Source organism: Natrarchaeobius versutus (assembly GCF_041205745.1).
GTDB lineage: Archaea > Halobacteriota > Halobacteria > Halobacteriales > Natrialbaceae > Natrarchaeobius > Natrarchaeobius versutus.
The window spans coordinates 1-14,312 of sequence record NZ_JBGFCC010000008.1 but is presented as its reverse complement, the minus strand read 5'-3'; the positions used below and the strand labels follow the sequence as shown (position 1 = coordinate 14,312).

Below are 14,312 nucleotides of genomic sequence, written 5' to 3'. Positions count from 1 at the left end.
TATCTCAGTCCCGTTCCAGCAGGATCCGCCGTGAATTCTCTCCGAGTATGCCATCCAGTGCAGGACCATCGACGAGCGATTCTATCGATCCGATCAGATCGTCCATTTCGGTGGGCGTTCGTGGTTCGTATGGGTAGTCGCTCCCGAAGTGAATATTCTCCGGCGACACCCTCTTCAGCGTTTCACGGAGTGGAGCCCCGTGACCAAAAAAGCCGCTCGTATCGACGTGAACGTTCTCCCGGACGCGCCCCGCAAATTCGTCGAACTCCACGGAACGATCGTACGCTGGCCACCGATCAGCATCGAGTTGTAATCGAATCCGTCCGTACATGCTCGCGACATTTCCACCCAGGTGGTGATAGACGAGCGAGACGTTGGGATACGACTCGAGGAGGTCGTGTTGAACGACTTTACAAATGCTCTCGGCTAACGCGACTTCTCGACCGAAAATAGCGTTCAGTCGGTAGGAATCGTCGAGAACACCGGCGGACAACGAGTCGTCAAGTTTGGGATGAACCAAAATCGGTGCACCGAATCGGTCTGCCCGTTCGAGCACTGGTTCGTACGACCGATCGGTCAGTGCGGTCTCGAGCGGAGATACCTCGATTGCCCCGCCGTTACATCCGTCGGATATTGCCCGTTCGAACTCTTCTGCTGCGATCTCACCGCCAGCGGCGATCGGAATAGCCGCGAGACAGTAGAACTCGTCGTACGCACCAGCTACTTCACTGAGAGACTCGTTCGCTTGTCTCGTACGGTCAACATCGTCCGATCCCATGTAGTACGGCTGTGAGAGCACCATTCGATCTAGCCGGCTTGCCTCGATGTACGTCTGAAGGGTTTCCGGATCGGTGAGACGTGATCCGATTTGCTTTGCGGTCGGGTTATCCGTGACGGTGGATGGATGGCAGCCGTGCGGGTAGAGATGTCCCCCGAAATCAACGATCATCGATACAACGTCTACTCTGAGTTACTATAGCATTTGTGCTTAGTCGTACAGGAGAGATTATTGACTGCTGGAGTAACCGAAACGCAAATGAACGCGTTCCCAGTCGAGTTCTCGTTTGTTAATATTCCCAAATAACATCCGACAGTTCAGTAATTCCCAACTGTAGTGGACGTACATGCGGGAAATAATCCATTCGACCCAGTTCTGTCCATAGTAGTAAGATTTCCGATGCGTCCGACATGAGTGGATAAAGATAAGTGGTGCAGGGACTAGAGATGACGATATATGAAGCCAAAAACGAACTCGGTAGGCACTATCGAACTGACGTTCGAGATCATCGAGATCGTAAAGGAACGGGGTGAGGCCGGGGTTGCCGAAATCGCGAAGGTACTGGACCAGCCGAAAAGCACCGTCCACAGCCACTTGAGCACCCTCGAACAAAACGAGTACCTCGTCGCCGAGAACGGGTCGTACCAACTGGGGCTTCGATTTCTCGATCTCGGAGAGATCACGCGAAAGCGAAAGAAAATCTATCGGGAAGGAAAGGACGAGGTAGAAAAACTAGCTGAAAATACTGGTGAGCTCGCGTCGATACTCGTCGAAGAACACGGGAGAGGCGTCTTCCTGTGTCGACCAAAGGGGGAAAACGCCGTCCAACTCGATAGCTACGACGGCTATCGGATTCACCTCCACACAACGGCGGCGGGAAAGCCAATTCTCGCCCACAAATCGAAAGCTGAGATCCAGCGGATCATCGACTATCACGGACTACCGCGACGAACGGAAAACACGATCGTCGACACCGACGAACTCTTCGAACACCTAACGGAAGTTCGAGAGCAAGGCATCGCCTTCGACGACGAAGAACGCCTTCGAGGACTTCGATGCGTCGGTGCACCCATCAGAAACGGTGAAGACGAGGTCGTCGGTACCGTGAGTTTAGCCGGGCCGACGAGTCGGCTCCAAGGAGACGTGTTTCACGAGGAGTATCCAGATCTCGTCCAGCAAGCCGCTAACGTCATAGAGCTCGGAATCACTCACGGTTGAGCCTGTTCGACACCAGTAACTCGGTTCCACCGGACTGGCAGTTGGAACGTCCAGTGAGTGGCGCCACAAATCATAGAATTGTTGTCGTGGAAATACCCAGCGTCCGACTAGGCTGAACGCTCGATTCGGTGGAGGGGCTCGTACTCGAATCGAGTCCGGTGTGACCGCTCCAGTGCGAAACGCACGCGCTTACCTTTACAACCGTACTATCGTAACACATTTCGCGAATGGCGGATATTCGGGGGTTCAAAACGTTCACTATCGGACACATCGAGTTGCGCGTTCACCATCATCGGATGTAAATTAATACTGATATGTATGATTCTGTGGTTTTGTGGCTGAAGACGACATCCCTTGACGATGTCTGTACAACCAGCTCATCTTCGGTATAATCCACAATCTCGTCCCGCCGCATCAAGAGTCCTGATGGAGTATCCCCGAACGCATCGACACCTATTCTCGTCAAAGGAGCGATCGAACTGTCCCGACGGACCGAGTTCCGTCTCGCGCGAGTTACCGATTCTCACTCACCAATCGGCCGTTTCGTCCGACCACTCGAGCAAATGCGCCCGGAGAGTGCTGAACAGCGTGTTCATGACGAGTCCGAGTATGACAGCGGCGATTACCGCGCTGAGAACCTCTGACGTCCGGAAGAAGCGAAGCGATCGGATCAACAGCTGGCCGAGCCCTCCCGCCGAGGTGAGCATCTCCGAAATGAGGGTGACGATGATCGACGAAAACAACGCGATGTTCAGGCCGTTGAATATCGAGGGAAGAGACGCTGGCATGACGACGTTCCACGTCGACCGAAGTCGCGACATCCCCATCGACCGCGCCGACCAGATGAGTTCCCGTTCAACACTCCTCGCGCCTTCATACGTCGCAATTATGACGGGGAAGACCGCAGAAGTTGCAGCCAAGAGGACGATACCCCTAGTGCCAAATCCGAACCAGAGTAAGAACACGGGGACGAAAATGACCTTCGGCATCGGAAAGAGGATCGAAACGATCGGATCGAAGAACCACTCGACTGGCCTGTATCTGCTCATTGCGAGTCCGATCGAGATGCCGACGACAGTGGCGATTCCCAGCGCAAGGAGAGCACGGTAGGTCGTAAGCGCAGCTGCATTGACCAGTTCGCCCGATCTGACGAGCGAGACGAACGTTTCGGCGACCTCGTACGTGTGGGGTAACGCTTGGCGAGGAACGAGATCGAGTTGTCTGATCAACTCCCAAACGAGTAACAACCCGACGATCGGTTTGAAGTACTGCATCCTGGTGCGCAATTCAACGCGCCGGAACTGTCGGCGCACCCGGCCGAGCGGCCCAGAGGCTTCGGTCTGTGTACTCATATTCCACCGACGTCCTCCGTACTCCAGCGGACTAGATATCTCGACGTCAGTAGGAACGTACGATCGATCGTCCCGACGATCACGGCGATCCAGAAGGCGGTAGCGAACACCTGTGGATACTGACCGAGCGCGCCGTATTCCATGATGAGAAAGCCCATTCCGGTCTGTGCCATGATCATTTCCGAGGAGATGACCGTAACGAACGAGAAGATTATGCCGATCCGAACCCCGGTGAGGATCATCGGAAGTGCGGCGGGAAAGATGATTTTGTAAACCTCCTCTCGTCCATTCAGACCCATCGCTCGTCCAGACCAGACGAGTTCTCTATCGACGCTCTTTGCGCCGTTGTACGAACTGATAAGCATCGGGAGTATCCCGCTGACGAACCCGAGGACGATACGCGACAGGTGACCCATTCCAAGCCAGAAGATCACGAGCGGGATTAGCGGCGATTTCGGAGAGGGATACGTGAGGCTGATAACCGGCTCCATATTTCGCCGAACGAAATCGCTTCGTACCATCCCGACTCCGACTGGAATCGCAACGCAAAACGCGAGGAATGCAGCACTCAATCCTCTGAAGATCGTGTGCGAAGCGAAAAAGTGGACCTCCGACGACGTGCCAAGCGTGATGATCGCCGAAAGGGTCTCGGTGAACGACGGGAGAATACGCGGGTTGACGATCGTTCCCGACGCCCACTCCCACACCACGAGACAGATCGCGATCGGACCAACTTTGTTGAACGTCTCTCGGAGAATCCATTTCCCGCGCGAATTGAGTCGATCGGTGACGACTCGTGTCGAATCTGTCGTGTAATTTGCCAATATCATCTCTGTGTGTCTCAGCCACTCCGTGGCCAGTGGTGTACTATAAGATAGTAGTCGGATCTAATAAACTGTTCGATTCGCCCACCCCCTCGAGCAATAGCAGTACCATTTCAAATTCGAACACGCAGGAACAGAGGTCCCGACTCACCGTCACCCACTGTGCTGGAGGAGGCGAATACACGTAGTGGAGGTCAACGGTTCGACCACGACACCGCTCGTCTGTTCCGGATCGTTCTCCGGTCGTTCGAGACTGCTACGTGAGTTTCGACGGGATCATAGGGATTCCCCATCGAAGATCACCTCGGTGATGTCGACACTCCCTGCCCGACGAACGACGCTCGCCACCGGGTCCCGAGTACCCCGAAGTTTCCGATCCGTGTCGAGAACCACTAACCGAGCTCTCTTCCCTTCCTCGATACTCCCGATATCGTCCCGCCCTAGTAGTCGTGCACCGTTCACCGTCGCCATTCTGAGGACGTCAGTATCCGTAACGTCGTACAGTTTGCTCGTAAATTCCATCTCCCGCCACATCGACGCCGAGTTCAACATGACGTTGTCAGTTCCCAACGCGACGGACGTCGTATCCACGAGTTCTTCGACCGGCGGTATTCCGGTATCCGTCGTGAGGTTCGAACGAGGACAGACGACCACAGGAATCTCCTCGTCCGCAAGCGTTCGGAGATCTCGAGGGCGAGCGTGAACCATGTGAACGAGAAAATCAGGACGCAAGGCGAGTGCGTCGTCGATATCGTTCGCGTTCCGCTCGCCCGCATGAATTCCGAACGGTTTCTCGGCCTCGTTCGCGGCGGCCCGGGCGGGTTCGAAATCCCGATACCCGACGACGCTCGCGCCGTACCCGTCAGCGACCGGGAGGACGGTCGTCTCTCCTCTGCCAAGGACGAACGACTCGATTGCCACAGGCTCGGTCGCAGTCCGTAAGGCTTCGACCCCCGAAACGCCGTTTTCCCGGAAGTCGGCGAACAGACCAGTCCCACTTCGCGCCATGTACTCGGCGGTGTTTCGCATCGCCCGTGCGAGTTCGTCCCGCGTCGCGTCCGCGAGAATTCTGTGTTTCAAGCCATCTGGTGGCTCGACAACTTCTTTTACCGAGAGGCCGCGACCGGCTTCCTTGGCGATCGAATCAGCGATGTGGGTGTGAGCGTTTACGAACGCAGGGTGGACGATATCGGTTGAGTCGACCGACTCCTCCCGTACCGCTTCGATCCTCCCATCGTTTACGATGACCGTTCCTTCGATCGGTTCCATCTGGTCGCCGTACAAAATCGTTCCGCTGATCTCCATCGTTTGACTCTCGGTGATCGAAGACATAAATTCATCGGCGGTCGCCACCCTGCGTACACAGTCATTCCGGATGAATCGCTCGTCTACCAACAGGTCCGAACCTGTGATGTTCGATCAATCATCACACGGTGGCTGGATCTGCACTACTGATTGCTGGTATCCGGGAACTCGAGGTCGTCCTCGGTAACTCTGACGTCGACGAGCGCGGCTCGCTCTTCCTCTCGAACGATTCGAAGCCCCTCTTCGAGCGCTCCCTCGATCTCGTCAGGTTCGTCGACGGTGAGACCGAACGCGTCCCACGCTTGGACCTGCGTAGTGTAGTCCGGCGTCGGGGATATTCTTACTTCCTGTGGCGGCTCCTCGCCATAGTAGTTCGTATACGCGGGTTTCATCACCTGATACGCACGGTTGTTGAAGAGTACGACCAGTATCGGAAGGCCGTGTTCCTGGGCGGCGCCGAACGCAGCAGACACGGGCGAGTAGTTGAACGTCCCGTCGCCGAGGAGGGCAACGACGGGACGGTCCGGTTCGGCAAGCTTTGCGCCGAGAGAGACACCTAGCCCACCGCCCAACCCTCCTGCATTCATCTTCTCCGCCGAGAGAAACGTCCGATCGCCGCGGTCGGTGAGGAGATTGCTCACGATGGCTGCGTGCGAGAGCGTCTCGTTGACGACGATTGCATCCGACGGAACGATCGTATCGATTCGGTCAACCAACCAGAACGGATTGATCGGCTTCTCGTTGCTCGTCTCCCGCGCTTTCTGAGTCCATACGTCGGCACAGGAACGACGATGGTCGCCCTTGTAGCCACCCTCGGTACGTGCCCCGGCCTCGAGTGCGTCCAACAACATCGGGAGAACCGCTTTCGGCGACCCCGGCGCGAGTACGTCAGCGGGATAGTTCCAGTAGAGGTCCTTTTGTTGTGGCGGATCCTCGACGATCATCAGTATCTCCGCATCCGGTTTTGCTTCCTGGGGCGGATACCACGGCCGGATCGAATTGAGGACCAACACCGTGTCGACCGCTTCGGGCAGCACCTCGTTGGTGGGGTTGTGACCGCCGGTATGGGAATTTCCCAGATACAGCGGGTGATCCATCGGGAACGCGTAATTCCACTTCCGACACTCGAACACCGACGCATCCAGACGCTCCGCCAGGTCGACGAGCATCGGTCTCACCTCTTCTATCGCTCGTGCATGGGAGGCGAGTCGTCCGACGACGATCGCTGGGTTATCCGCTGCGTCGAGTCGAGACGTGATCTCCGCCAGCGTGGAGTTCTCCGGCGCGACGGGGGCGACCGGTTCGTGTGTTAGGACGTCCATTTGGTCTCGTGGTTCGTAGCTGAGTTCCCGTGCGATGTTCAGGTAGACGGGACCGGCTGGAGCCGTCTGTGCGATCCGGAATGCTCGAGCGATGTACTGGCCGATATTTTCGTTATTTTCCGGTGAGATACCCCACTTCGTGTACCGATTGAAGTTGTTCTCGTGTCCGCCGGGATGGGCGAAATCGAGGTAGTGCGTTCCGGGCGTGCCTCCCCGAAGTTCGTTCTCGTGGGTGGTCAGGTGTGATGAGAGAATAATGACCGGGAGCGATCCATGGTGAGCACCCCAGATGCTCATCGCTGCTTTGAGTGGGCCAACAGTGACGTGTAGCTTGACGATCTGTGGCCGTCCCGTCATCGCGGCGTACCCTTTGGCCATGTCGACAGCGAGTTCCTCGTGTCGACAGTTGATGTACGAAATCCGCTCCTCGTCCGAATCGGCGTTAGCAATGTAGTGCCAATACGGTGCGTCGTCGGACCCGGGAGATCCGAACATGTAGTCGACGCCGTTCAACTGAAACGCTTTCAGGTATCCCTCCGCGGCTTCGTCAATTGACACTGTCTGGCGTACCATACACCAACAAGTGACCAATCCATATTAAATATGTATGGGTCCAACCAGTGAAATCGTTTCAACGACTACGACAGCAATAACGAGAGTCAGCGGCGTCTCGTTTCACCGAGAGGCCAATTCGGTTCGGTGATGGCCTCGAGGAGGAAAACGAGAACGAACGTCGCGGATCGAACCGAACAGAACGGGTACAACCGGCCGCTACGTGGTAATCTCCGCTCTCGAGATCTCCTCCCGCACGGCGCTTCGGGCGTGTGCTGAAATGGCACTGAACTCTTCGCTCGCGAGTATCTCCTGGCGGGACTGGTCGCGGTCGAGATCGACATCGATCGTCTCCTTTTTCGTACCGGGATGAGCCGACATGACAGCGATTGTATCCGAGAGGTAAACCGCCTCGTCGATACTGTGGGTTACGAATACGACGGTTTTTCGGGTTCGTTTGCAGATCTCGATCAACTCCTCCTGGAGGATTTCTCGAGTCTGTGCGTCGAGCGATCCGAACGGCTCGTCCATCAACAGGATGTCCGGATCGTATGCGAGGGTTCGGGCAGTGGCAACACGTTGTTTCATTCCACCCGACAGTTCCTTTGGATACTTATCTTCGAACCCCTCGAGACCGACCTGTTTGATGTGTTGACGTGCGATTTCCTCACTGTTGTTCTTCTCCGTCGCATTATCGACACCGAACTTGACGTTCCCGAGCACCGTCTTCCAGGGATACAGCGCGTACTCCTGAAAGATGATCCCACGGTCCGGCCCGGGCCCCTCGATCGGTTCGCCCGCCGTGGAGACTGTTCCCTCCGTCGGCGTGATGAACCCGGCGATAATGTACAACAGGGTACTCTTCCCACAGCCGCTCGGTCCGAGCAACGAGACGAACTGTTCGTCGGGAATCTCGAGCGAGAAGTCGTCGACAGCTTTGACGACGTCGTTCCCGTCCGTGTTGTATATATGTGTGAGATCGTTGATTGAAATGTTACTCATGTTCACCTCTCTATCAGAAAGAACCCAGCGACGGTGACTCCTGTGCCTCCTCCGGAAGGTAGGAGTTATCGATCACCGAACCGACGTCGGGAGCGTCGTCGATGAATCCGATGTCGGCCATGGCGTCGACTGGGTCTTGAACCCACTCGGGCTCCATCGCCATGCCGTCGTGACCCCCATAAATCTCCCACTCCTCCGGGCTCTCGATCTGTAAGCGAACGGCTTCCTCGGGGACGTCGGCCGCCTCGAGGTAGACGTCGACTTTCTCTTCGTCACTCGCCTCGTTGTGCCACCACTGGTGACCCGCCCACAGATCTTCCAGCATCATCTCGATTACTGCCTCGTTTTCCTCGAGGTAGTCGTTTCGGACGGTGTAGAAAATCTGTGCGTGATTCTGAATCGAATGGGAGTTGTCGAAGATCACCCGCAGTTCGTCCCTGTTGGGTAAGTAGAAGTCCTGAAGGAACGTTCCGACGTCGACTCGCTCTTCTTCTACTGCAGCCATCATCGCCCCAAACCCGATCTCACGCATCTCCACGTCCTCTTCTGGCTCCAGACCCTCCTGGAGAAGCGACAATCGAGCCGAGATATCCACGGCAGAACCGAACGTGTTGACTGCGAGTTCCCTCCCCTCGAGGTCCTGAATCGTTTCGACGTCCGAGTCCGTCAACGCACAATACGTGTCTTTGGCACCCCATCCCTGCGTGATGAGTTTCAACGGTGCGATGATCGTAAATCCGCTCGGGATTCGATCCTGTAACATCGCGTTCGCAGCGGACGAATACGCGAGCTGGCCGGTCATCGCTTCTCCCGCCCCCATTGCTTCGACGACGAGCGCCGACCCGTCGGCAGGAACGAACTCGACATCGTACTCCTCACCGAGATTCGGCAAGCGCTCGACCATACTGTCCGACGAGAAAAATCGCTGGAATCGATCGCCGGCCACCGACCCTGGAATACTCGAGTACGTCAGCGTTGGAACGTCGTCCGTCGTATCGTCAGTGGTGTCTGTGGTATCGGTGGTGCCGGTGGTACCGCCGGTATCGTCTTCATCGCTCGTACACCCTGCAACCCCGATCGTTCCTGCGGCACCGATCGTCGTAAGCAATCGTCGTCGGCTAGTGCTTCTCAGCCCATTGTCTGTGTTTGACATAGTTGCGATCCAGTTAGTCCACTCCTGGGAGAAGATATAAACATTGTGTCCAGGGCAAAATTACCCCAAGCATGTATAACGTCACGCGGCCACGGCGTTCGATTGTCGAGTTTTCCCGTCTCACTCCGCAGAAATCGTCGCTATCGGTGAATCGATAGGAGCCTTCGAACGGTATTGCACTTCCGTCGATTGCCCCGAATTGCGAGATCGACAAGTGGCAGTCTCTCCGCCAGCCTCGAATAGACCGTACTACCGCGATTGTTGTGATATCCACTCCGGTTGAGGGGACACGAACTGAATGAACACGGAGTTAAGTTCAACTCCGTACTGAGAGGAACAATTCAAAATATTAATATCACCCCTTTGTGTGGGTAGCGTATGTCCGATCTGCTTATCGATAACGTCCGGGTTATCACCATGGCCCAAGACGAGACCTGTCCGAACTACATCGAGGACGGTGCTATTCTCATCGAGGGTGATTCGATCGTCACAGTTGCTGACCGAGCGTCCGTTACAGGGGACGTCGATCGCGTGGTCGATGGGGACAGAAACCTCGCGCTTCCTGGGATGCTCAACGGACACAACCACTTCGAGCAATCGTTCATGAAAGCGAGTGTTCGCCTCTACGAGGGAACGACCGCCGAGTGGATCCAAAACTACAAAATTCCGCTCACGAACGAGATGACGAGGGAAGATTACTATCTCAGCCACATGCTGACGTGCATCGATCTGATACGCAGTGGCGTGACGTGTAGCGTAAATCACGTCTGTCAGCAACATCCGGACAAGCTGCGAGAGTTCGGCCTCGAAGAAGGAATGCGTGCAATTCGCAAAGCAGGGATTCGGAGTGTGGTACCGATCGGGCTCGCCGGAAAGAACGAGCCCGACGACTTCGTCGTTCCAGCTGATGTGTACGAATCCTTCCTTCGAGATACGATGGAGAAGTGGCACGAATCCGCCGATGGCCGGATACGGGTCTGGCCGGGTCCGACGGGGTTTTACTCCGCCACGGAACCGATGTGGGAGACAGCGAAGGCAATTTCGGAGGAGTGGGAGACGGGAATTCACACCCACATTGCGACGTTTGAAGACGGCGATATTCAACGGGCTACCGAACGGGACCTGTTAGGGCCGAACTTCGTCGGTGCACACTGTGTGTGGTTGAGCGAACGCGACGTCGTCGAGATGGCCGATGGCGAGATGAAAGTCGTTCACAACCCGACCTACAAACTCGGTTACTCGGTCGACAGCACCGTCGAGGAGTTCGGTGACGGGATCGCACCAATTGCAGACATGGCGGACCACGGATGCACTGTCGGGCTCGGTCAGGACGGGTGTATGGGAGATACCCAAGACATGTTCAAAGAGATGCGCGCACTCGGGTTGACCCAACAGTACAGATATCGGGACAAAGCGCTCTTCCCGCCGACGAAACTCCTGGAAATGGCCACGATCGATTGCGCGAAGACGATGTTGTGGGACGACGAAATTGGCTCCCTCGAACCCGGCAAGAAAGCCGACGTCGTCCTCTTGGATCTCTCCGAGTCGAAGTTCACGCCGCTCCAAAACCTCCCGGCGAACGTCGTGTATCAGGCGAACGCAGAGAACGTGTCGACCGTTTTCATCGACGGCCAGGTTGTGCTCGACGATCGCACAGTGACGACCGTCGACGAGGGAAAACTTCTCGGACGCGCACAAGACGCTGCCGAAGCACTCTTCGAGCGGGCCGGTCTCGACGACCTCGTCGACAAGGGATTCGATCCCTGGAATTCCTCCTGCCGGCACACGTCTCCATAGAGATCACACGTCTCGCCCGGCGACAATCGCTTTCACGATCAGTTCTCGAACAGTCACCGTCTCGTCGTTCGATTCATCCGTACTCGAGAGGAAGCGCCCGCCATTTCATCTGTCCTGCCTCGGTCTGAGGGCAAAATAACCGTCTCAACGTTTGTATAGACCTGTCATGATACCCGATTAGCGATCGGGCTACCACCCAGAAGGCGTTGATCACCGTGTTGAGCACTTCGTTAGACGGTATTCGCCAGCCACAATTACAGACATACGGTCGTAAATATATTTGATCCATAAGGAGGTCATTATATACCAGTCGAATGTAGCATTGTGGTGCTCAGTATCCGACCCATCCACACATACTATCATTTTTGAACACTGTATATAGTATCGAGTGTTTTGGCATAGTTGTTCCCGATAGGTGCAGAAAACAGATCACTGGCCCAGAGACGGTACTCACTGGATCTCCTCGCCGTAGACGAGGCCAGGGTCCAACCCGCTTACGAACGATTCTGGCTGTTTGCAACAGTCGGTCCTGAAACGAACGAAACCCCCAATTCACGCCAATACCGTGTTGGAACCGGTATTCAGGCGTTTTCTCTACGTTTTTCGGACTCTTTCTCGAGCACCCTATCGAAATATACACCGGTAAAAGTGCCGAATTTCTCGTCGGTTCCACTGACTGGAGACAAGCAATACTTCACTGACGCGGCGACGAATATCGGTACGAACGTCACAGCCAGCACGACAGCATCAGTAGTATATGCAAAGGGATCAAACGTCGGATCTAATAGGAAATGGATATTTTTCCACGCGGCCCCAGAAATGGTCAAAACGTGGTTACAGAGTTATACATACCGGTGGAACCAGCCAATCGAAACGATGCCGTTCGATACAGCCGGTGAACGTGGCTCGTCTTCGGTCATTAATAGCCAATATCATTGTAGTGATTTGGATAAAGACCGCCCTGACTCCGCTCCAAACCCCTAATGCCGGCATAGCGAAGCGGGACTGTAACCATTGACGTCGGTCCGACGCTGGCCGAGTTGGTGCTGACGGTCGGTGCGCCGGTCCTCGTGATCCTGTACGTGTTGGAAGGGCTGTTGGTCGGAAAACTATAGTAGCCACTGAACGTCATTGCACACCTGATCGCCAGACGGACCGGCGATCAATGTATAAATCGTTTCAGTTGTTACTATATCAGCGCTTGGCAACACGAACTACATGGCCATCCGTGTAGCAGCCGCAACCGGCCTCCTCGAGGCTGTCCGGTTCCTTCCCGACGTGGAGCAACTACTGGCGGGATAGCTGGAAGGAGTCTCGAGCCGAACGCGTACTCGAACGATCTACTTGACTCTGTCTGTCACAGCGACCCAGTCCTCGAGTTGGCTCGCGAGGGTTTCGGAGACTTCCGTGAGGTAGACTGTTCCCCACGTCGCGACGATGAGTGCTCCGAGTGTATTGAACATCATGTCGACGATCGTATCGTCGATACCGTGTTGTGCCAGAATGGGCTCCATCCCCAGTGCGAGTGCGCCCTGATCGACGAAGAACTCCAGAATCTCCCAGATGACGCCCATCGCGAGCACGAACACAAGTGTGAACGCGAACATCGCCCACCGTGGGAGGTGAATCGCCGGATCGTGAAGGTGGACCGCCCGAATCGCGGCGTATCCGGCGGCGGCGACGACCGTGGCCGAGAGCATGTGCGTGAGGTGGTCGTAGGGGGCGATTGCGTCGTACAGGCCTGCGGTTCCGAGCGCGTGTAAGAAGACGGCGCTTGCCACCCACAACGCGAGCCCTGGCTCGATTGCGATCTGATAATCCCGTTCCAGCACGGCCGGGATGAACGTAATGGCAAGCGCGAGTGCGGCGTTGGTTGCAACGGGGACCTGGAGCGTCAGTATTCCATAGATCAGGATGCCAACGAGTACGATCTGCATGAACCGAACCAGTTGGATCTGCCACCTCACTGAGAGTCCCAGCCGGTCGCTAAGGACGACTCCCTCGACGTCTTCGACGTCTGTCGCGTTCGACCTCGATATCGGTGGGACAGCCATCGGGGAGTCGGATCGCGAGGCGATCACTCGAAAGTACACATAGAAGATTCCGCCAGCGAGGACGCCGGCGATCGTCACGTAGATGAGTTCGATCATCACCGCCGCGTTGATCGCATTCTGCGTCCGGCCATCGAGCAGAAACGCCGTTCCGAACAGCACGTCCGACGACCAGCGGATGATGTTCAAGAGGCCGCCCATGGCGAGTGCGAACAACACGGTGAGCGTAACGGCGAACCACGGGACGAGACGAAGTGCGGTGAATCGGTGGAGTTCGACTGCGAGTAACAATCCGAGCGTTGCGACCGCCAGACTCGACGCCAATGCCGTCGTCAATGGCTGTGGAACGAACGCCTCCCACAGGATCGGGAGACAGATCAACCCGACGAAATACCACGGCGGCATAACTCTCGGGTCGCGGAATGTAATCGCTGGCGTGACGATAACCGCGATCGCGACGACGCCGAGCAATACTGGCTCGTACCGGTCGAAGATTCCACCTCCAACCAGACAAATTACCAAAATAGAGACGAGGAGCCACGAGAGAACCGTATTTCGTGACGATCTGTCGAATAACACGGCCAAGGGATCCCCAGTATTCATTAGCTACGTGAATCACGCCAGTCGGTGCCTAATAGGATTCGGGTTTCGATTCGTCGGTTCCGTGCGTGCTTCGAGCACCGTCTCCGGAACGGTCATCCGCACAGCACTCGAGACCGAACGCAGGAATATCGGTATCCGAACCGATCGAACAGCGTCAGTGTGACGGATCGAATTCACACCGCGTTCGACTCGTCGAATGTCCTCCTCGGATCGGCCGCAGGAACGATCGGCCGTCGGTCACTGACCGTCGTCGTCGCCAGTAATCGGACGGACTTTGTGGCTTTGTTGAATCGCTGTAAGGCGGTGGATTTCACTGTTTGACGGCACGTTTGATGTTGTAGACGACACACATCAG

10 protein-coding genes are annotated in these 14,312 nt (G+C 56.0%); 2 read left to right on the top strand and 8 right to left on the bottom strand.

The window, feature by feature from the left end:
- Positions 1-4: 4 nt before the first annotated feature.
- Positions 5-778 carry an amidohydrolase family protein gene (locus tag AB7C87_RS17200; protein WP_369730963.1) on the bottom strand — a complete coding sequence of 258 codons (774 nt, stop codon included), beginning with the start codon at positions 776-778 and terminating at the stop codon, positions 5-7.
- 456 nt (positions 779-1,234) lie between these two features.
- Between AB7C87_RS17200 and AB7C87_RS17195 the strand changes: the two genes are divergently transcribed.
- Entirely contained in the window at positions 1,235-1,996 is a 762-nt protein-coding gene (locus tag AB7C87_RS17195) for an IclR family transcriptional regulator (RefSeq protein WP_369730729.1), read from the top strand.
- 527 nt (positions 1,997-2,523) lie between these two features.
- On the opposite strand, the gene AB7C87_RS17190 is transcribed toward AB7C87_RS17195, so the two are convergent.
- The 6 genes from AB7C87_RS17190 to AB7C87_RS17165 all read right to left on the bottom strand — a co-directional run bounded on the left by AB7C87_RS17190 (position 2,524) and on the right by AB7C87_RS17165 (position 9,461).
- Positions 2,524-3,348 carry an ABC transporter permease gene (locus AB7C87_RS17190; protein WP_369730728.1) on the bottom strand — a complete coding sequence of 275 codons (825 nt, stop codon included), beginning with the start codon at positions 3,346-3,348 and terminating at the stop codon, positions 2,524-2,526.
- Positions 3,345-4,055 carry an ABC transporter permease gene (locus AB7C87_RS17185; RefSeq protein ID WP_369730727.1) on the bottom strand — a complete coding sequence of 237 codons (711 nt, stop codon included), beginning with the start codon at positions 4,053-4,055 and terminating at the stop codon, positions 3,345-3,347. The genes AB7C87_RS17190 and AB7C87_RS17185 overlap by 4 nt, the downstream gene beginning before the upstream one ends.
- Before the next feature lie 393 nt (positions 4,056-4,448).
- The gene (locus AB7C87_RS17180) at positions 4,449-5,477 is read right to left on the bottom strand and encodes an amidohydrolase family protein (RefSeq protein WP_369730726.1); all 1,029 of its coding nucleotides are present in this window, start codon (positions 5,475-5,477) and stop codon (positions 4,449-4,451) included.
- Positions 5,478-5,620: 143 nt separating this feature from the next.
- Positions 5,621-7,372 (bottom strand): thiamine pyrophosphate-dependent enzyme, encoded by a 1,752-nt coding sequence (locus AB7C87_RS17175; protein WP_369730725.1) that lies wholly within the window; start codon positions 7,370-7,372, stop codon positions 5,621-5,623.
- Positions 7,373-7,570: 198 nt separating this feature from the next.
- Entirely contained in the window at positions 7,571-8,353 is a 783-nt protein-coding gene (locus AB7C87_RS17170; protein WP_369730724.1) for an ABC transporter ATP-binding protein, read from the bottom strand.
- A gap of 13 nt (positions 8,354-8,366) precedes the next feature.
- On the bottom strand, positions 8,367-9,461 hold the full coding sequence (locus tag AB7C87_RS17165; RefSeq protein ID WP_369730723.1) for an ABC transporter substrate-binding protein: 1,095 nt from the start codon (positions 9,459-9,461) through the stop codon (positions 8,367-8,369).
- Positions 9,462-9,884: 423 nt separating this feature from the next.
- Here AB7C87_RS17165 and AB7C87_RS17160 point away from each other — a divergent pair, with 423 nt between their 5' ends.
- A complete protein-coding gene (locus AB7C87_RS17160) occupies positions 9,885-11,303 on the top strand; it encodes an amidohydrolase family protein (RefSeq protein ID WP_369730722.1) in 1,419 nt (472 codons plus the stop codon).
- 1,340 nt (positions 11,304-12,643) lie between these two features.
- On the opposite strand, the gene AB7C87_RS17155 is transcribed toward AB7C87_RS17160, so the two are convergent.
- Positions 12,644-13,957, bottom strand: a complete 1,314-nt coding sequence (locus AB7C87_RS17155; protein ID WP_502260635.1) for a DUF2238 domain-containing protein — start codon at positions 13,955-13,957, stop codon at positions 12,644-12,646.
- Positions 13,958-14,312: the final 355 nt, after the last annotated feature.

Excerpts from the sequence above, each read along its gene's own strand:
- AB7C87_RS17190 (WP_369730728.1), bottom strand. The coding sequence starts at position 3,348 with ATGAGTACACAGACCGAAGCCTCTGGGCCGCTCGGCCGGGTGCGCCGA.
- AB7C87_RS17170 (WP_369730724.1), bottom strand. The coding sequence starts at position 8,353 with ATGAGTAACATTTCAATCAACGATCTCACACATATATACAACACGGAC.
- AB7C87_RS17155 (WP_502260635.1), bottom strand. The coding sequence starts at position 13,957 with ATGAATACTGGGGATCCCTTGGCCGTGTTATTCGACAGATCGTCACGA.
- AB7C87_RS17160 (WP_369730722.1), top strand. The coding sequence starts at position 9,885 with ATGTCCGATCTGCTTATCGATAACGTCCGGGTTATCACCATGGCCCAA.
- AB7C87_RS17200 (WP_369730963.1), bottom strand. The coding sequence starts at position 778 with ATGGGATCGGACGATGTTGACCGTACGAGACAAGCGAACGAGTCTCTC.
- AB7C87_RS17195 (WP_369730729.1), top strand. The coding sequence starts at position 1,235 with ATGAAGCCAAAAACGAACTCGGTAGGCACTATCGAACTGACGTTCGAG.
- AB7C87_RS17180 (WP_369730726.1), bottom strand. The coding sequence starts at position 5,477 with ATGGAGATCAGCGGAACGATTTTGTACGGCGACCAGATGGAACCGATC.
- AB7C87_RS17175 (WP_369730725.1), bottom strand. The coding sequence starts at position 7,372 with ATGGTACGCCAGACAGTGTCAATTGACGAAGCCGCGGAGGGATACCTG.